We start from the raw sequence: 19,268 nt of genomic DNA on the forward strand, positions 1-19,268 counted from the left end.
GCGGCCACTCCCCTGAGGCCGGTCTCAGGGGTTTCCCCCTGCCGGCGACACCCGCGCCAGCACCTCCCCCGTCCGCCGGCTCCACGCCACCACCACGGCCTCCTCGGGCACCGGGTGCCAGCGCGTCAGCAGCAGCCAGCGGATGCGGTAGCGGCGGGCGATCACGGCCCGCTGGGCGCGCGTCGAGTCACGGGCGAGGTAGGCGCGGACGTCCTCCAGCCGACGCCGCCGCGCCCGTTCGTCCAGTGCCGCGTCCGGCCAGGCGGGCGCGGCGAGGTTCGGCCCGTACCCGGCGATCGCGTGGACGGCGAAGTAGCCGTCGGTGACCACCACCTCCCCGGGCCCGATGTGCCGCGCGGCCCAGTCGTACGTCGGCCAGTGCGGCGGCTGGTCGAAACCCACCGGGTCCAGCGAGGCCGGCAGGACCGCCCCCGCCTGCACGGTCAGCAGCCCCGCACAGGCCCCGGCCGCCGCGACCGCCCCCACCGCCTTCCGCCACGCCCTCCACGGCCGGGGCGCCGCCAGCTCCACGGCGAGCGCGAACTGCAGCGGGACCAGGGTCAGCCCCAGGATCCGCCCGTAGGTGTAGTGGCCGCTGACGAACCCGTACGCCACCACCAGACAGTCCAGGGCGAACATCAGCACCAGCGGATCGCGCACCGAGCGCCGCCCCCGCGCCCACAGCGCCGGCAGGCCCAGCAGCGCCAGCCAGAAGTGCCCGGCCATGCCGTCGTACAGCCGCCGGTGCATCGCGTCCACGCTGCCGTCCCCGGCCAGCGCGAAGACGTCGAAGTACGGCCACCCGGCCGCCACCGTCAGCGCCACCGCCCCCGTCACCGCCCACCGGGCCGCCACCGCCGGCCGCCACGCCCGCTGCCACCCCAGGACGACGGCGACACCGCCCGTCACGGCCGCCACCGCCGTGATCGGATGCACCAGCAGGATCACCCCGTACAGCGCCCCGAGGTCCGCGTACCCGGTGAAGCCGCGCAGCCCGCTCGGGCCGACGAACCGCACCGGACGCCCGTCACTCGCGCGCGCCCCCGTCAGGGACCAGGCCCAGAAGGCGAGCCCGATGCCGAAGGTGGACGGGTAGCCGAGGTTGCCGGTCATCGACATCAGGCCCAGATAGCCACTCCACCAGGCCCGTTGCGTGCCCCACAGCAGCGTCATCGCCGTCAGGGCGAGCACCGGCGCCCAGGGCCGCGGCGTCAGCACCCGCACGAAACGGCCGATGCCGGTCAGCAGCACCAGCAGGTTCACCGGTCCGGCGACCCACAGCACCTCCCACCCCGTCAGCCCGGTCATCCGGGCGAACGCGCCCTCGGCCACCGCGTACGGCGAGTAGTAGGGGCTGCCCGCCCCCGGCAGGTCGGCCATCGGATGCCGCGGATGGATCAGATCGGCCTTGAGGCGTTCGACGACCGCCGCGTGCACACCCGCGTCGCAGCACAGCGGAACCCGCCAGTACGCCAGCGACATCACCAGCCAGAACAGGAAGCCGACGACCCGGTACGGGCTCGGACGCCACACCCGTCCGCCGCGCAGCGCCGTGGCACCGAGCGTCGGCCGCCGGGTCAGGACACCGGCGCTCACCGGACGGGCACCAGAAAAACGCGGATATGGCAGATGGGGGTAAAGTTGCACATCAGGCGCATTTGCCGTACATTCCCGCCCGCGTCGGCGGCTTTGCCGACTGTCATCCCATCGAGTGAGCCCGATCGGGCGGACCGGACCGTTCCTGTGCCGGCAGGGCGACCCGCTCCCTCAGCAGCACCGACTCCAGCAGCAGCGGCAGCCCCAGCACCGGCAGCAGCCATGCCAGGACGATCAGCCGGTCGCCCCAGATGGCGATGTCCGGATGCCCGGCCTGGGTGAGGAACCCGGTGCACGCGGCGGCCGGCACGAACACCCCGGCCGCCCGCCGCCGCGCCCGCAGCACCCCCCACGCCCCGGCCGCCAGCGCCACCGCGAACAGCGGCTCCCACAGCTGCCGACGCGTCCACTCCACCCAGAAGTTGAACTGAAGGTGCAGGAACTCCGGCCACACGCGCGTGCGGTCCGGCCGGGAGAAGTGATGGGTCAGCAGATCCTGCAGGCTCTCCGACTCCGACGGGTAGTGCAGCAGCCGGGCGAGCAGCACGGTCCCGGCCACCGAGCAGCAGCCCGCCACCGTCACCGTCACCACCCCGCGCCCCGGCTCCCGGCCGGCCCTGCGCCGCCGTACGGCGACCAGCGCTCCCGAGCCCGCCAGGCACAGCCCGAGGAACAGCGCCTGTGAGTGCTTGACCGTGAACAGCGCGGCCAGCGAACCCCCCACGAGCCAGGCCGCGTCCCGCGGCCGCCGTCCGCCGCCCTCCAGGGCCAGCGCACACCCCCACACCGCCGTCAGCGTCAAGGCCAGCATCAGGCCCTCGGTCATCGGGCGCATCGCGGTCGTGCCGCACGGCAGGACGTAGTACAGGGCCTGCCCCGTCAGACAGATTGGAGCCGGGGCGCGCAGGGTGCGCAGGATCAGGAAGACCAGCGCCCCGCCCGCCACCGTCACCGCCACACCCGCCAGCCAGAGCCCCCACGTCACCCCGAACAGCGTCAGGAACGGCAGGAGGAACACCGGATACCCCGGCCGCGCCTCGAAGATCCGCATGAAGCGCTCCGGCATGAACGGCACGGTGTGCCCGCCGGTCTGCCCCGCCCTCAGTCGCGCCGAGACGTTCCGCCACTCCCGCGCGCGGCACTCGGCCAGCACCCGGCGGGTGGGGTCCGGCGCGTGGAAGCGGACCACGTTCACGCTCTGCCGCCGGGCCGCGATCGAGGCGCTGCCCCGGCAGGCGTAGTCGATGGTCGTGGCCGCCGCCTCCCGCTTGCTCTCCCCGCGCAGGCTCAGCGCGTACGACAGGTAGTTCTTGGTGTCCGGGGTGTCCCGGCCGGCGACGTTCGCGAGCTGGAGCACCGCGAACACGGCGGCCAGGACCAGCACCCAGCCCCGGGGCCGCAACCGAACTTTCACGACATCTGGGAATTTCACGACATCTGGCCTATCACGTCGGCCGCGCTCTCACGTCGACGCGAGCTCCTCGCGGGCCGCGCTCGGACCGGGCACCCTTTGCGCCGCACCGTCCGGGAACTCCTCGCCCAGCAGCAGCCGCCGTACGACCCGCTCGGCGGCGAGTCCGTCGTCGTACTCGCAGAACCGCGCCCGGAAGCCGGCCCGCAGCCGGGCGGAGTCCCCGTCCCGCCAGCTGCCGGAGGCCAGCAGCCAGGCCAGTTCGCGGTAGCTGCGCGAGACATGGCCCGGCGCCTCGGCGGTGATGTCGAAGTAGGTGCCCCGGCTCGCCACGTACGCGTTCCAGTCGTCGGCGTGCACGACGATCGGCCGGTCCAGGTTGGCGTAGTCGAACATCAGGGCCGAGTAGTCGGTGACCAGGACGTCGGAGGCGAGCATCACGTCCTCGACGTGCGGTTCGTCGGTGGCGTCGATCAGCACACCGCGCCGGTGCAGGTCCGACAGGCCCAGCCCGCGCGCGTGCCCGGTCGCCAGGGACGGGTGCAGACGGACGACGAGGGTGTGGTCCGTGCCGAGATCGGCGGCGAAACGGGCCAGGTCGATCCGGTCGACGTGCCCGCCCCGGACGTACTCCCGCCGGGTCGGCGCGTACAGCACGACCGTGTGCCCGGCCGGGATGCCCAGCCGGGCCCGGACCGCCGCACCCGCCTCCGGGCCGGCGCCGACCAGGACGTCGTTGCGCGGGCTGCCGGTCCGCGCCGACGCGAAGTGGCACGGGTAGGCCCGCTCCCACACCAGCTCGGAATGCCGGTTGGCGACCAGGCTGTGGTCCCAGCGGTCGGCGCGGCGCAGCATCTGCGGCACGTCCACCTGGTACCGGCCGCCCGGCTTGGCGAGCAGATCGGCGGCCATGTACTTCAGCGGGGTGCCCTGGTGGGTGTGGATGTGGACGCTGCCGGGACGTTTGGCCAGCGCGCCCGGCCAGTTGACGTTGTTGACGAAGAAACCGGCCCGCGCGGTCACCCTGCGGTACGCGGGGGAGTCCAGCAGGACGTGCTCGACGCCCTCGGGAAGCCGCGCGGCCGTCTCCTCGTCGCGCACCACCCACACCCCGCGCATCTGCGGGGCGATCTCCAGTGCCTTGCGGTAGATCGCACCCGGGTCGCCGAGCACCCCCCGGTGCGAGAACGCCGAGTACACGACGAGCCGCGGATCCAGCGCCCGGCGCGCCCGCACCCCGTCCGCCGCACGCCGGACGCGCCCCGCGGCCGCCCGTTGCACCAGCCCGCCGCGCCGCGCCAGCTCCCGCCCGGCCCGTTCGGCCTGCCGCCGCACCCGGTAGGCGGGGTAACCGCCCTCCAGGACGCGCAGTTCGGCGGGCACGGGCCCGTCGTCGGGCCGGTGGGTGCGGAACATCTCCACCGTGCGGCGGAAGAACTCGCCCTTGTCCGACGGCGGCAGCCGGTCCGGCTTGGCCAGGATGTCCAGGCAGTGCTCGCCCATCTTGCGGTGCAGATAGGGCCGCCAGCCGGCCAGCTCCGGGCGGGAGTCGACGAAGGCGAAGACGCGCTCGTACTGGTCGTGGATGTCGAAGTGCTTGCGGCTGGTGGTGGACAGGATGTTGCCCTGTCGGCGCTGGCGGTAGTTCAGGCAGATCCGGTCCAGCGTGGCGATCCGCTCCGCGCTGAGCATGACCGGGAACGTCCAGGGTGTGTCCTCGTAGTAGCCGGGCGGGAAGGCGAAGCCGTTCTTCGCCACGAAGTCCCGGCGGTACACCTTGTTCCACACGACCATCAGCAGGTCGAGGATCTCCGGGTGTTCGGCGGCCGTGAAGGTGCCGGAACCGACGTCGGCGAGGACGTGCGCGAGGGCGTTGCGACGCGTTCCGCCCCACCAGTAGGTGCGCGCGTAGTCGAAGACCAGCACGTCGGGGTCGTCGGACTCGGCCAGCCGGTCGGCCATCGCGTGCAGGGCGCCCGGGGTGAGGGTGTCGTCGCTGTCGAGGAAGAACAGGTAGTCGCCGGTGGCATGGGGCATCCCCGCGTTGCGGGCGCGGCCGAGGCCGACGTTCTCCGGCAGGTGCAGCACCTGGACGCGCTCGTCGCGGGCCGCGAACTCGTCGAGGATCGCACCGCAGCCGTCGGGTGAGCGGTCGTCGACGGCGATCACCTCGAAGTCCCGGTACGACTGTGCGAGGAGCGAGTCGAGACACTCGCGCAGGAAGCCCTGCACCTTGAAACAGGGGACGATGACGCTGAAGCGGGGCACTGCGGGGGTCAGCTCCTTACGAGGGTGGCGGCGGGGGCCGGGACGCGCTCGGCGAGCGGCCGCACGGGCTCGATCGCCTCCGGGGGCTCGCCGAGCAGCACCCGGCGCACCACGCGCTCGGCCGCCCGGCCGTCGTCGAACTGGCAGAAGCGGGAGCGGAACTCGGCCCGCCGGGCGGCCGATTCCGCGTCCGCGTACGAGCCGTCGCGGAACACGCGCGCCAGGTCCTTTGGCGTGCGGGCCACCGGTCCCGGTGGGGCCGCCATCAGGTCGAAGTACACGCCCCGCGTCTCGGTGTAGACGTCCCAGTCGTCGGCGTACACGACGATCGGCCGGTCCAGGTTGGCGTAGTCGAACATGATCGACGAGTAGTCGGTGACCAGCGCGTCGGCGGCCAGGCAGACGTCCTCGGAGGAGCGGTGGCCGGTCACGTCGATGATCCGGCCGGTACCGGCGCGGGAGCCCCGGTCGTAGAAGTAGTGGGCGCGCAGCAGGACGACGACGTCCTCGCCGGCCGCTTCGCAGAAGGCCTCCAGGTCCAGGCCGGTCGCGAAGCCGGTCTGGTAGTCGCGGTGGGTGGGCGCGTACAGGACGGCCGTCTTCCCCTCGGGGACCCCCAGCTCCCGCCGGACGCGGGCCACGTCCTCGGCCGTCGCCGTGTAGAAGACGTCGTTGCGCGGATAGCCGTATTCGAGGTGCTCGTACCGGCCGGGGAAGGCGCGCTCCCACATCCGGGTGGAGTGGGTGTTGGAGGAGAGGTTGAAGTCCCAGCGGTCGACGCGGCCGAGCAGCTTGGTGAAGGAGCCGGTCGCGGCCGCGACCACCGGGTACGTCGACTGGTCGACACCCATCTTCTTCAACGGGGTGCCGTGCTGCGTCTGCACGTGCACACTGCCCTCGCGCTTGACCACGCCCTCCGCGAAGTTGGCGTTGTTGACCAGGTACTTGGCGCGGGCGAGGACCTTCCAGTAGCGGCGGCTGCCGATCACCGCGTGGTCGACGCCGTCGGGCATCGCGTGGACCTGGTCGGGTTCGACGAGGAACACCGAGCGGATGTGCGGGGCGAGTTCGGCGGCCTTGGCGTGGATCGCGGCCGGGTTGCAGGCGTATCCGCGGCCCCAGTACGCGCAGTACACGGCGAGCCGGGGATCGACGGGGCGGCGCAGCTGGCGCCGGTAGTACATCCGCGTGCGCAGCCCCCGGGGACGGGGGACGCGCTGGGCGAGGGCCGACGCCTTCCGGTTGGCGCCCCGCAGCGCGCGGAACGCGGTGTACGCCCCCGCCGCGAGCAGCCGGTGCTGCACTCCGAGGCTCCCGCCCGGCCTGCGGAAACCCGCCGGGCGGTGCCTGCGGTACAGCTTGCCCGCGCGGAGGAAGAAGGCCCGGCGCCGGCGGCCCGGCAGCCTCGCGGGGTGCGCGGCCGTCTTCAGGACCAGGGCGAAGAGCTGCTCGAAGAGCGGGCTCAACCGGTCGGCCGGCAGATCGAGTTCACCGGCACGGGTCAGCACCTGCTCGGCCCGGTCCAGCAGCTCGGCGTGGTGCTCGCCCGGCAGGTTGAGCCGGCTGCCCTGCCGGCGCAGCAGGTGCCGTACGACGACGGAGCGCAGCGCCGCGATCCGGTCGGCGTGCAGGATGACCAGACCGCCGAAGCCGATGTCCGTGAAATGGCCGTCGGGGAAGACGAGCCGGTGCTCGGTGAGGAAGGAGCGGCGGTAGGCGGCGCTCCAGGCGGGCAGCTGCACGCCGGTCACCCGGGGGGCCTCGGCGGGGGCGAAGGCGCCCTCGGGGGTCTTCGCCAGCAGGGGGGCCGCCGGGTTGGTCGGCTCGCCCTCCCACCACGGGGTGCGCTCGTGCTCGGCGTACAGGACATCGACGTCACCGGTCTCGGTGAGACGGGCGTCCAGTGCCGCGAGGGCGCCCGGCGCGAGGGTGTCGTCGCCGTCGAGGAACAGCAGGTACGCGCCGTTCGCCGCCCGCATCCCGGTGTTGCGCGCCCCGGCCAGGCCCGCCGACGGCGGCGAGTGCACCGGCGTCACCCGCGGGTCCCGCTCCGCGTACCCGGTGGCGACGAGGGCGCCCGGGGTGCCGGGTGCGTCGCAGACGGGGATCAGCTCGAAGTCGCCGAAGGACTGGGCGAGGACGGAGTCCAGCGCCAGGGACAGCCGGCCCGCGACCCCATGGGACGGGACGATGATGCTGAAGCGGGGCATGCTGCTCTTTCTCCGTAGATCCGTGTCGCTTACAGCGGTGTTCAACGGCGTTCGTGGCCGTCGGTGACGGGCAGCGAGCCGGAAGGCTGCGGCACGGTGGCGGCCGGGGACAGTCCCGAGGCCGCCGCCGACGGCACGGGCCGGCGCTCGGCGAGCGGCACGACCGGCGGCAGCTCGGTCTCGCCCAGCACGACATGCCGTACGACCCGCTCGGCGGCGCGTCCGTCGTCGTACGGGCAGAACCGCTCGCGGAACGCGGCACGCAACTGGGTCGAACGGGAGCCGCGCCAGTGGCCGGTGGCGAAGATGTCGATCAGCTCGTCCTCGCTGCGGGCGACCGCGCCGGGCGGGAAGGCCCGCACGTCGAAGTAGGTGCCGCGGGCCGCCTGGTACGCCGCCCAGTCGTCGTCGGGGGCGTGGACGACGATCGGCCGGTCCAGGTTGGCGTAGTCGAACATGATCGACGAGTAGTCGGTGACCAGGACGTCCGAGGCGAGGCAGAGGGACTCGACGACGGGGTGGTCGCCGACGTCGATGACGCCGGGCGCCTGGTGGGGGAGGGGGACGCGCTGCCAGTAGTGGGCGCGGGCCAGGATCACGAAACGGGGGCCCAGGCGGCGCAGGACGCGCTCCAGGTCGAGGGCGGTGCGCTGGGTGCGGCGGTAGTCGCGGTGGGTGGGGGCGTAGAGGATCGCGACCGTGTCGCGGGGGATGCCGAGGGACTCCCGCAGCCGGGCCACGTCCGCCGGGGTCGCCTGCTGGAAGACGTCGTTGCGCGGATAGCCGTACTCCAGGGTGCGGTAGCTGCCGGGGTAGACGCGTTCCCAGGTCAGGGTGGTGTGGCGGTTGGCGGACAGGACGTAGTCCCACTTGTCGACGCCCTTGAGGAGCTCCGGGAAGTCCAGGTCGCGGGCGGCCGCCGGGTGCTCCTGGAGGTCGAGACCCATGTGCTTGAGGGGGGTGCCGTGCTGGGTCTGGACGAAGACCTGGCCGGGGCGCTTGACCAGCCGGCGGTCGAAGTTGACGTTGTTGACGAGGTACTTGGAGCGGGCCAGCGCCGTCCAGTAGGCGGCCGTGCCGGGGGAGAGGCGGCGCGGGCCCGGCGGGACGGTGTGCTGGTGCTCGGGGCGGGCGATCCACGCCGTGCGCACCTGCGGGGCGAACGCGCGGAACGCGGCCTCCAGCGCGCCGGGATTGCAGCCGTGCCCCCGCCCCCAGTACGCGGCGAACACCGCGCGGTCGGCGCGCAGGGGCAGACGCAGCTGGATGCGGTAGTGCGCCTGGAGCAGGGCGGCCTTCAGGGCCCGGGCCAGCTTCACGCCGAGCTTGAGGGCGCGGCGGCGCAGGGTCATGGCCGCCTGGAGGGCCCGGTACGTGCGGTGCAGGCCGAGGTGGACCAGGGTGTGCCGGAGACGGGAGCGCAGCGGGATCGTGGTGCCGGGGGTGCGGTAGCGGCGGTAGTGGGCGCGGGCCCTGCGCAGGAACGCGGCGCGCGAGCCGCGCGGGAGACGGTCCCGCTTGGTGAAGATCGTCGTGAAGTGGTCGACCATGCGGCGGAACAACACCGGGCGCCAGCACGCGAGTTCGGGCCGCTCCTCGACGAACGCGAAGACCCGGTCGTACTGCTCGAAGACGTCGAAGTGCCGGCGGCTGGTGGTGGAGAGGATGTTGCCCCGGCGGCGCTGGCGGTAGTGCACACAGACCCGGTCGAGCGTCGCGATCGACTCCGCCGCCATCAGCGCCGGGTACGTCCACGGCGTGTCCTCGTAGTAGCCGGGCGGGAACCTCAGGCCCAGGCGCTCGACGAACTCCCGCTTGCAGGCCTTGTTCCAGGCCACCATCAGCACCCGGAACAGGCCCGGGCGGTCCTCCAGCCGGAAGGGTGCCGGGCCCTCTTCGGTCAGCAGGGCCGCCCTCTGGTTGCGCTCGGCCGCGCCCGTCCAGAAGGTGCGCGCGTAGTCGTAGAGCAGGACGTCCGGCTCGCCGGTCTCCTTCAGCCGGTCGGCGATCGTGTGCAGCGCGTCCGGGGTGAGGGTGTCGTCGGAGTCCAGGAACAGCAGGTAGTCGCCGCACGCCGCGTCCATGCCGGCGTTGCGGGCCCGGCCCAGACCCACGTTCTCCCGCAGGTGCACGGCACGCACGCGGGGGTCGCGGGCGGCGAACTCGTCGATGATCTCGCCACAGGCGTCCGGCGAACGGTCGTCGACGGCGATGAGTTCGAGATCGGTCCACGACTGGGACAGCACCGATTCGAGGCACTCGTGCAGGTACGCCTGAACCTTGTACGCGGGGACGATGACACTGAACCTGGGCAAGGGACATCCATGGGTCGGCGCGGACAGGGCCTTGCCCGGGAACGGCCGATGGAGTGATGTGGTTACGCTTTGTACGGCATTCGGGGGATTGTGGGTGAACGGCAAGGGGCGGACCGGTGTCCGGCCCACCCCCGCGATCGTTGTCGTCTACTTGACCGCGCCCGCCATCACACCGGACACGAACTGCCGCTGGAACGCGAAGAACACGGCCAGCGGGATCACCATCGAGATGAACGCGCCGGGCGCGAGCACGTCGATGTTGTTGCCGAACTGCCGTACCTGGGTCTGCAGCGCGACCGTGATCGGCTGGCTGTCGGCGTCGGTGAACACCAGCGCCACCAGCATGTCGTTCCACACCCACAGGAACTGGAAGATCGCCAGGCTCGCGATCGCCGGACCGCCCAGCGGCATCACGACCCGCAGGAACAGGCGCAGTTCACCCGCCCCGTCCAGGCGGGCCGCCTCCAGCAGTTCGCGGGGGATCTCCGCGAAGAAGTTCCGCAGCAGGAACACCGCGAACGGCAGACCGAAGCCGACGTGGAACAGGACCACCCCGAGGACCGACCCGAACACACCGATCTTGCCGAACAGTTCGGCGATCGGGATCAGCGCCACCTGCACGGGCACCACCAACAGCCCCACGACGGCCAGGAACCACCAGTCGCGGCCCGGGAACTCCATCCACGCGAACGCGTATCCGGCGAGCGAGCCGACGACGACGACCAGGACCGTCGCCGGGACGGTGATCAGCACCGTGTTGACGAGGGAGTCGGTGATGTCGCTGTTCTCGAGGAGCTTCTGGTAGCTGTCGAAGGTGAGCTGGGAGGGCTGGCTGAACACCTGCCACCAGCCGCTCGCGCTCATGTCCTCCGGCGAGCGGAGCGAGGAGATGAGCAGACCGATCGTCGGCACCAGCCAGAACAGGCCGACGACGATCAGGAAGGCGCGGACCAGACCGCCGTTGAGCTTCTCGATCAGCCACTTGCTCATCGCCGCACCTCCCGCCTCAGCCGCCGTACGTTGAACCACATCACCGGGATCACCAGCAGCAGCAGGAACACCGCGATCGCGCTCGCGATGCCCGGCTGGTCCTCGGAGAAGCCCTTGCGGTACAGCTCCAGCGCCAGCACGTTCGCGTCGTCCTGCGAGGAGCCCGGGGCGATGATGAACACCAGGTCGAAGACCTTCAGCACATTGATCATCAGGGTGACGGCGACCACCGCGAGGACGGGCGCGAGCAGCGGGACGGTGACCCTGCGGAACACCTGCCACTCGTTCGCCCCGTCGACGCGGGCGGCCTCGAGGAGCTCCCGTGGCACACCCGCGAGCCCGGCCGCGATCAGCACCATCGCGAAACCGGCCCACATCCAGATGTACGACCCGATGATCGCCGGGGTGACCAGGGAGGGGCCGAGCCAGTCCAGGCCGTTGTACGGCTCCTTGAAATTGCTCGCCGGCAGCCGGAGGTGGGCTCCGTCGGCCTTGGCGGGGAGGGTGAAGGTGCCGTCGTCGGCGGCCGTCGTGGACGCGACCACCTTGCCGTCCTTGACCGCCTCGATCCTCATCCCGGCGTAGCCCAGTTCGGAGGGGTCGGGGGCGCCGAGGGTGCCCACGCCCTTGCCCCGGGTGAAGTCCTGCCAGGTGGTGCCGGTGACCTTGTCCTGCTGGGACCGGGCCGGTACGGCGTTCTTGGCGCTGTCGGGCATCTGGCCGGGGGCGACGCCCACCAGGGGCAGACTCACCGGGGTGCCGGTGTGGACGACGGTCCTGGTGCTGAAGCCGCCCCCCTGTGCGACGAGCGGCGAGTCGCGCCCCGGGTGGGCCTTCGGGAACGCGGAGGCCTGCGCGAACGTGTCGTGCACGCCGACCCACACCGCGTTCGCGACGCCCTTGTCCGGGTCCTGGTCGTAGACCAGCCGGAAGATGATGCCGGCGGCCAGCATCGAGATCGCCATCGGCATGAAGACGACCAGCTTGAACGCGGTGCCCCAGCGCACCCGTTCGGTCAGCACCGCGAAGATCAGACCGAGGGCGGTCGCGATCGTCGGCGCGAACACCACCCAGATCACGTTGTTCTTCAGCGCGGCGCGGATGCCGTCGTCCGTGAAGAGGGCCTTGTAGTTGTCGACGCCGGCGAAACCGTCGCCGGACTGGTCGTAGAAACTGCGCACGACCGAGTACCCGATCGGGTAGACCACGAGCGCGCCGAGCAGCAGCAGGGCGGGCAGCAGGAACAGCGCCGCCACGGTCCTGCGGGTGCCGGTCACACTCTTGCGCGAGCGAGGAGCGGCGGGGGCTCCGGGAGCCCCCGCCACCGCGGCCGACTTCATCGCCGGGTCAGTTCCCGTACGCCGCCGCCGCGTCCGACTCCAGCTTCTTCTGGATGCCGGCCACGTCCGACGGGTTCTTCAGGAAGTCCTGCAGGTCCTTCCACTCACCCTTGCCGGGCGTCCCGCCGAAGGCCTGCGGGGCCTGGTCGGACATGTCGAAGCGGAAGTCGTCGCCGGACGCGATCAGCGCCTTGGCGATCTTCTGCTGGACCTCGTTCGGGTACGCGGAGATGTCGACGTTCTTGTTCGGTGAGAGGTAGCCGCCCAGCTTCGCCTGGATCGTCGCCGCGTCCGGCGAGGCGAGGAACGTCGCCAGCGCCTGCGCGCCCTTGGAGTCCTTCAGGATCACCGCCGCGTCACCGCCGGAGACCACCGGCGCGGTGTCACCGACCGACGGGAACGGGAACACCTTGGCGTCCGTGCCCACCTTCGCCTTGGTGTCGGCGATGTTGACCTGGACGAAGTCGCCCTCGTAGACCATGGCCGCCTTCGGCTGCTCGCCGCCGGTGAAGGTCTGCGTGACCGAGGCCGGGAACTCGGTCTGGAGCGCGCCGCTCGCGCCGCCCGCCACCCAGTCCTTCTTGCCCCAGATCTGCGCGAGGGTGGTCAGGGCCTCCTGCACGGAGGGGTCCGTCCACTTGATCTTGTGCTGGGCGAGCTGGTCGTACTTCTCCGGGCCCGCCTGGGAGAGGTAGACGTTCTCGAACCAGTCGGTGAGGGTCCAGCCGTCGGCGCCGCCGATCGAGAACGGGGTGACGCCGGAGTCGTACACCGTCTGCGCGGTGGTCAGCAGGTCCTTCCACGTCGTGGGGTCGCTCGCGCCCGCGTTCTCGAAGACCTTGGCGTTGTACCAGATCAGCGACTTGTTGGCGGCCTTGTAGTAGACGCCGTACTGCTTGCCGCCGATCTTTCCGATGTCCTGCCAGCCCTGCGAGTAGTTCTTCTGCAGCTCCTTGAGGGCGTCGGCGCCCAGCGGCTTGGCCCAGCCCTTGTCCACGGCCTGTTTGATGGCGCCGGGCTGCGGCAGCATGGCCACGTCCGGCGGTGAGCCGCCCGCGATCTTGGAGCCGAGGAAGTTGATGATCGGGTCCTGCGCGGGCACGAAGGTGATCTTCGCGCCGGTGCGCTTCTCGAACTCGGCGAGGACCTTCTTGAAGTTCGCCTGTTCTGTGCCGGTCCAGACGGCCGCGACCTCCAGGGTCGTGCCGTCCAGCTTGGGGAGGGTGAGCGTGCTGCCGGAGTCCTCGGTCCCGGTGTCGCTCCCGTTTCCGCTGCTCTTGTCGTCGTCGCTGCCGCACGCGGTGAGCGAGAGCGCGAGGGCTCCCGCCACGAGGGTGGCGGCTGCTTTCACGGTCCTGCGTGTCCGGATGGTGTTGCTCGTCCTGCGCATCACTGCCCCGTTCTTCGTCCTCGTCGAACGTTCGAGCGCTGTCCCGTGGCACTGGTCTACGCCGGGTGCCATGGGTCGGCAAGAGCGCCCGCGCTGTCAACCGGGAGATCGTGACCGCGTCGTGATCGGTGGGCGGGGCTGCTGCGGGGCGTCGCCGGGGGCTGTCACACCCCCGGGCCCCCGCTTCGGCCCTGAAACGGCCTCGTCCTCAGACGCCGGACGGGCTGGGATGACGTGACGCCCGTTCCAGGGCGCTGGCCAGCAGGGCCAAGTCCGTGGGGCCGTTGCCCAGTTCGCGGACCGGGCGGCGGGCCGGGGGGTCGCCCATGCGCTGCCATTCCAGCGGGACCACCGTGGGGCGCAGGGTGGCCGTGCGAGGGATGCGGCCCGTGACGCGGCCGCCCTGGAAGGGGGTGAGGCGGCCGTCCGCGCCCTTGAGACGGCCCCGGCCCGGAGCCGGTTCCTCGGCGCCCGAACCCGGTGCGTCGAGACTGATCCGTATGGTGGAACGGCGGACCGGTTCCGACTCCGCGGTACGGCCGCCGGGGCTCGTGGCCGCCACCAGGTGCACGCCGAGCCGCTCGCCCTCGCGGGCCACCGCCTCCAGCGCGCGCATGACCGAGCCCGCGGCGGGCCGGCCGGGGGAGCCGAGGGCGGGCGAGACGAGGGCGTCGAGGTCGTCGACGACCACGACGAGCCGCGGCAGCGGCGGGGCGGCCTCGGTCTGCTGACGGGCGGCGGCCGAGGGGCGCAGCCGGATGGTGGTGCTGGGCGGGGCGTCCAGGTCGGCCGCGCCGCTGGACGAGGCCGGAGGGGTCTTCGGGGTCCGCTGCGGGACGATCCGGCCGGAGACCGCGCGGTGCGTGTGCCACTCGGTGAAGTCGGAGAGGCCGAGCAGCTCGGACCGCCGCTTCAGCTCGGCGCTCAGCGACTGGGCGAACTCCCGCATGCGCACCGGGTCGTTCGCGGTGAGATGGTTCGTGACATGCGGTACGTCCGTACAGACGCGCAGGCCGTCGCCGTGGCCGCCGCTGCCCTTGCCGACGGTGTCGCGGCCGTCCAGCAGGAGCATGCTGAGCCGCTCCGGGCGCTCGGCGGCGGCCAGTGAGGCGACGACCGCCCGCAGCAGTTCCGTGCGCCCGCTGCCGGGCGGGCCCTCGATCAGCAGATGGGGGCCCTCGGCGGCGAGGTCCACGGAGACCGGGCCGCGCGGGCCGGCGCCCAGTACCGCCCAGGCCCGGCCGCCGAGCGCCTCGGCGTCGTCGGCCGCGTCCGCCCAGCGGGCCATCAGCGAGGCCGGGGTGGCCCGGGCCAGGCCCAGCTCGTCCAGCAGGCGGGCCGACGGGGGGAGCGGGGCGGACACGCGCGTGTGGTGCTTGTCGCCGCCGTCGGGGCGCAGGGGGGCCAGGGCGCGCGCGAAGCGCTCGGCCCAGGCGGGGGAGACCGCGTCCACGGCGGCGAGCGTGCCCGGGCCGACGGGGCCCGGCCTGCCGTCGCCCACCGGGGCGACCCGGAACAGCCGCAGCGCCGTCGCCACGTCCCCGCTGAGCAGCGCGACCGCCCCGCACGCGGGGAACGCGGGCGCCACCGCGCAGGCCGCCTCGTACGTCTGCGTCACCGGGGCGGCGGGGCCGGCCGGGGAAACGGCCGACGTCTCGGCCAGGCACAGCACGTGGATGCCGGCCCTCGGCCCCTGCACCGCCAGCCGGGTGACCGCTTCCCGCAGGTCGGCGCCGCCCGGGTCGCCGTCCACGACGACCACCGTGTACGGGCCGGGGAAGCCGTCCGCCGCCTCGTCGGTCCGGGCCCAGGACGGGCGGGGGGCGGTGCGGGGAGCCGGGGCGCCGTCCGGAAGATGGTCCTCCAGCCGGCGCAGCAGCTCGTCGGTGCGGGCCGCGGCCTGGTCGTGGTCGTAGGCGAGGAGGAGGCGGCAGTCCTGGCCGTGCCCCGGGCGCAGATGGGGCAGCCAGCCGAGCCAGGACCACTCGGCGGTGCGCTCCTGCTCGGCGCGCCCCCGGTCCGTGCTGATCAGCACGATTTCCAGGGTGTCCGGGGAGTGCAGCGCGGCCAGCTGGGCCAGCACCGCGCGGGCCAGCCCCGACAACCGCGGGCGGGGCCCGGCCAGGCCCAGCGCCCCGGCCTCGCGCAGGTCCGCCGTCACCGGTACGGCGGGCAGCAGGCCCGAGCCGTCGGGCGCCGCCCGGTCCGCCGTGCCGAGCCGGACGGTGAGCGTCTCCGGGTGACCGGGGCCGCGCTCCCACAGCCGGGGGCCCGGGGCCAGGGCCGTCAGCAGCAGAGCCGCGAGGTCCGGCCAGGTCTCCGGCGCCGGCGCGGCGGCGGCCGAAGGCTGCGTGCCGGCGCCGGCCGCCTCGTCGTCGCAGGTCCCGGCGTCCGGCCCCTCCTGCGCGCCGCCCCGCCCGCCGGCCAGCCGCCGCGCCCACGCGGAGAGCCCGCCCCGCTTGCGCACGCCGGGCGGGATGTCGGTGCCGCGCAGCGGGGTGCCTTTGCGGCTGGAGGAGACGTCGGGGTCGGTGGGTGAGGGGGCGTGGGAGGGGCTCCGCGGGCCCCGGACCTCGTGCTGAGGCGTGTCGTCGTACGGCGCGTGGTCGTACGGCGTCCTGTCGTGCGGCGTCGGGAACGAGCCCACGCCGGTGCGGCCGGCGTGGGTGTCGTGGACGGAGCCGGTGCCGGCCGGGGGTGTGCTCTCGATGCGCGGTGCGCTGCCCTGGCCGGGCACCAGGGGGCCTTCCCCGGGGGCAGGGGCGCGCTCGCCCCGGGAGCCCGCCGTGCCGCTCCAGTCGACCCTGCCGTAGGCGTGGCCGGTCGGGCCGGCGGGACCGGCCGGGGTGCTCCCCACGCGCGCGTGCGCGGAACGTGCCGTGTCCGAGCCCGTCGTCACCGCACCCGGGGACACCGTGCCCTCCGCCGTGGTACCGCCGCACGGCACCCGCACCTGGCCCTCGCCGTCCGGGGTGGTCGCCACCCGGACTCCGGGGCCGCCGGGGGGAGCGAGCCGCAGGGCCGACTCGCCGATCCGCAGCAGGGCGCCGGGGGCGAGACGGACCGGGCGGGTCTGGACGCGGGTGCCGTCCAGGGTGGTGCCGTTGGTGGAGCCGAGGTCGGTGACCGTGGCACGGCCGTCGGGCGCGAGCGTCACCGCGCAGTGCAGACGGGAGACGTCCGGATCGTCCAGCGGGACGTCGGCGTCGGCGGAGCGGCCGACGCGGACCTGACCGCCGTGCAGCAGATGGACACCGCCCGCGTCCGGGCCCGCGACCACGTGCAGCCGGGCCGGGGCGTCGTCGACCTCAGGATGCGGCTCGGGGTCGGCCGGGGCGCCCACGGACAGCACGGCGCCGTCGATCAGCGGTGGCTCGCCGAGTGTGCAGCGCTGGGTGTCGAGCCGCTCCGGGCCCGCGTACAGGACGACGGAGGCGCCGCCCGCGCTCTCCCCGGAGACCGCCGCGGCCAGGGCGGAGGCCACCGCGGCCAGGGCCGTGCCGGCGGGCGCCGTGACCAGTACGTCGCAGCTCGCGGCGCGGCCGCGGGCGTCGGCATGCGGGCCCAGCGGGTCTACGACGGTCAGCCGGATCTGCATCGCCGTCAGCGGTCCCTTCTGCCCGGGCGCGGACTTCCCCCACCCCACACGAGCACATCGGCCAGTACTGAAGGCATCCTCGCACCTGCCACTGACAATCCGCCCACCGCCCGAGGACAAGTGATCTTGATTGGTCGGCTCTGCCCGCAAAAGTGCCTGACCATTGCCTCGCCGCCGATCACTCGGCGATCAGTTGAGATCGGTCACGTCCGGCTCCGGCAACCCGGAGCCAGGGGTGCGCGTCTTCCCTTCGAACGGGCGGAGGAGCCCTCGCGTACCCGTACACGGGACCCGCGCGAGGCCCATGGGACGACGACAGCCCGGTACGGGAAGCACGGCACTACAGTGGGTCGAAACACCGGCAGGACAGACAAGCAAGCAGGCAAGCAAGCAGCAGGGAGCGCGTGACGTGCGGCCAGTCGGCAGCAAGTACCTGCTCGAGGAGCCGCTCGGACGCGGCGCCACGGGCACCGTCTGGCGAGCCCGCCAGCGCGAGACCGCGGGCGCCGAGGCGGCCGTGCCCGGCCAGCCCGGGGAGACCGTCGCGATCAAGGTCCTCAAGGAGGAGCTCGCGAGCGACCCCGACGTCGTGATGCGGTTCCTGCGCGAGCGCTCCGTGCTGCTGCGCCTGACCCACCCGAACATCGTCCGGGTCCGCGACCTGGTCGTCGAGGGCGATCTGCTGGCGCTGGTCATGGACCTCGTCGACGGTCCCGACCTCCACCGCTACCTGCGCGAGAACGGCCCCCTCACGCCGGTCGCCGCCGCGCTGCTCACCGCCCAGGTCGCCGACGCGCTCGCCGCGAGCCACGCCGACGGCGTGGTGCACCGCGACCTGAAGCCGGCCAACGTCCTGCTCAAGCAGGACGGCGGGCAGATGCACCCGATGCTCACCGACTTCGGCATCGCCCGTCTGGCCGACTCCCCGGGACTGACCCGCACCAGCGAGTTCGTCGGCACGCCCGCGTACGTGGCGCCCGAGTCGGCGGAAGGCCGTCCGCAGACCTCGGCGGTCGACATCTACGGCGCCGGCATCCTGCTGTACGAACTGGTCACCGGCCGCCCGCCGTTCTCCGGCGGCTCCGCCCTGGAGGTGCTCCACCAGCACCTGAGCGCCGAGCCGCGCCGCCCCTCCACCGTCCCCGACCCGCTGTGGACGGTCATCGAGCGCTGCCTGAGCAAGAGCCCCGACCACCGGCCCAGCGCCGAGAACCTCGCGCGCGGTCTGCGGATCGTCGCCGAGGGCATCGGGGTGCACGCGAACTCGATGCAGATCGCGGCCGCCGAGGGCGTCGTCCACCTGCTCGCCCCGGACCCGGCGCCCGCGCAGGTGCCGGGCGCCGGATCGGGGGCGCCCGCGGGGGCGTACGACCCGAACGCGGCGACCAGCGTGCTCCCGCACACCGGCGCGCCCGCGGGCGCGGCCGACCCCACCGCGGTCCTTCCGCACACCGGTGGTCCGGCGGGCGCGGCCGACCCGACGGCCGTGATGCCGCCCGTGCCGCCCCACCAGCAGGGACAGCAGCCCGAGCAGCCGCACCCCTGGCAGACCCAGTTGCGGGCCGCCCGCGACCGCAACGAGCAGACGCAGGTCCAGCAGTACCTCGACCCCGGCGAGGACCCGCTGCGCCGCCGCCCCCAGCGGCAGGTCGCCCGGCCGCAGCAGCCGCCGCAGCGCCCGCAGCAGCGGCCCCAACAGGGCGGGTACGGCTATCAGCAGCAGCCCCAGCAGCAGTACGCGCCCCCGCAGCAGCAGCCCCAGCAGTACGCCCCGCCGCAGCCCCAGCGGCAGCAGCCCCAGCGCCACCAGCCCCAGCCGCAGCGGCCCGCGCCGGAACCGCGGCAGCGGGAGCCCCGGGAGCCGAGGCAGCGCAGCGCCAACCCGATGAAGATCCCCGGGCTCGGCTGCCTGAAGGGCTGTCTGTTCACGATCGTCATCTTCGTCGTGGCCGGATGGCTGATCTGGGAGTTCAGCCCCTTGCAGGGATGGATCGGCACCGGGCGGAGCTGGTGGGGCGAGCTGAGCCACTGGTTCGACCAGATCACGAACTGGGTCGGCGATCTGGGTGGGAGCTCGGACGGATCGGGCGGCAACGGGCCCTGAGAGGCCTCCGTGCCTGACCGCGAGTCTGTGGACTTGTCGACATCTG

At 73.2% G+C, this 19,268-nt stretch carries 10 protein-coding genes; 1 reads left to right on the forward strand and 9 read right to left on the reverse strand.

The window, feature by feature from the left end; translation table 11 throughout:
* Positions 1–24 precede the first annotated feature (24 nt).
* The 9 genes from ACIBVL_RS37625 to ACIBVL_RS37665 form a co-directional block, all read right to left on the reverse strand.
* The gene (locus ACIBVL_RS37625; protein ID WP_399104753.1) at positions 25–1,596 is read right to left on the reverse strand and encodes a hypothetical protein; all 1,572 of its coding nucleotides are present in this window, start codon (positions 1,594–1,596) and stop codon (positions 25–27) included.
* A 103-nt stretch (positions 1,597–1,699) separates the two neighbouring features.
* On the reverse strand, positions 1,700–2,998 hold the full coding sequence (locus ACIBVL_RS37630; RefSeq protein ID WP_399104929.1) for a hypothetical protein: 1,299 nt from the start codon (positions 2,996–2,998) through the stop codon (positions 1,700–1,702).
* 60 nt (positions 2,999–3,058) lie between these two features.
* Entirely contained in the window at positions 3,059–5,275 is a 2,217-nt protein-coding gene (locus ACIBVL_RS37635; protein ID WP_399104755.1) for a CDP-glycerol glycerophosphotransferase family protein, read from the reverse strand.
* Positions 5,276–5,283: 8 nt separating this feature from the next.
* Positions 5,284–7,485 carry a CDP-glycerol glycerophosphotransferase family protein gene (locus tag ACIBVL_RS37640; RefSeq protein ID WP_399104757.1) on the reverse strand — a complete coding sequence of 734 codons (2,202 nt, stop codon included), beginning with the start codon at positions 7,483–7,485 and terminating at the stop codon, positions 5,284–5,286.
* Between the two features lie 41 nt (positions 7,486–7,526).
* On the reverse strand, positions 7,527–9,800 hold the full coding sequence (locus ACIBVL_RS37645; protein ID WP_399104759.1) for a CDP-glycerol glycerophosphotransferase family protein: 2,274 nt from the start codon (positions 9,798–9,800) through the stop codon (positions 7,527–7,529).
* Positions 9,801–9,947: 147 nt separating this feature from the next.
* Entirely contained in the window at positions 9,948–10,790 is an 843-nt protein-coding gene (locus ACIBVL_RS37650; protein WP_399104761.1) for a carbohydrate ABC transporter permease, read from the reverse strand.
* Positions 10,787–12,130 (reverse strand): carbohydrate ABC transporter permease, encoded by a 1,344-nt coding sequence (locus tag ACIBVL_RS37655; RefSeq protein WP_399104763.1) that lies wholly within the window; start codon positions 12,128–12,130, stop codon positions 10,787–10,789. The genes ACIBVL_RS37650 and ACIBVL_RS37655 overlap by 4 nt, the downstream gene beginning before the upstream one ends.
* Before the next feature lie 7 nt (positions 12,131–12,137).
* The gene (locus ACIBVL_RS37660; protein ID WP_399104765.1) at positions 12,138–13,520 is read right to left on the reverse strand and encodes an ABC transporter substrate-binding protein; all 1,383 of its coding nucleotides are present in this window, start codon (positions 13,518–13,520) and stop codon (positions 12,138–12,140) included.
* 208 nt (positions 13,521–13,728) lie between these two features.
* Positions 13,729–17,118, reverse strand: coding sequence for an FHA domain-containing protein (locus ACIBVL_RS37665; RefSeq protein WP_399104931.1), 3,390 nt, complete (start codon positions 17,116–17,118; stop codon positions 13,729–13,731).
* 409 nt (positions 17,119–17,527) lie between these two features.
* On the opposite strand from ACIBVL_RS37665, the gene ACIBVL_RS37670 reads away from it, so the two are divergent.
* A complete protein-coding gene (locus tag ACIBVL_RS37670) occupies positions 17,528–19,222 on the forward strand; it encodes a serine/threonine-protein kinase (protein ID WP_399104767.1) in 1,695 nt (564 codons plus the stop codon).
* The last annotated feature ends 46 nt before the right edge of the window (positions 19,223–19,268 follow it).

Origin of the sequence: Streptomyces sp. NPDC049687, from assembly GCF_044465285.1 — a bacterium.
GTDB lineage: Bacteria > Actinomycetota > Actinomycetes > Streptomycetales > Streptomycetaceae > Streptomyces.

Bases quoted from the DNA above. Each gene is read 5' to 3' on its own strand.
- ACIBVL_RS37665 (WP_399104931.1), bottom strand. From the start codon at position 17,118: ATGCAGATCCGGCTGACCGTCGTAGACCCGCTGGGCCCGCATGCCGAC.
- ACIBVL_RS37650 (WP_399104761.1), bottom strand. From the start codon at position 10,790: ATGAGCAAGTGGCTGATCGAGAAGCTCAACGGCGGTCTGGTCCGCGCC.
- ACIBVL_RS37660 (WP_399104765.1), bottom strand. From the start codon at position 13,520: ATGCGCAGGACGAGCAACACCATCCGGACACGCAGGACCGTGAAAGCA.
- ACIBVL_RS37640 (WP_399104757.1), bottom strand. From the start codon at position 7,485: ATGCCCCGCTTCAGCATCATCGTCCCGTCCCATGGGGTCGCGGGCCGG.
- ACIBVL_RS37655 (WP_399104763.1), bottom strand. From the start codon at position 12,130: ATGAAGTCGGCCGCGGTGGCGGGGGCTCCCGGAGCCCCCGCCGCTCCT.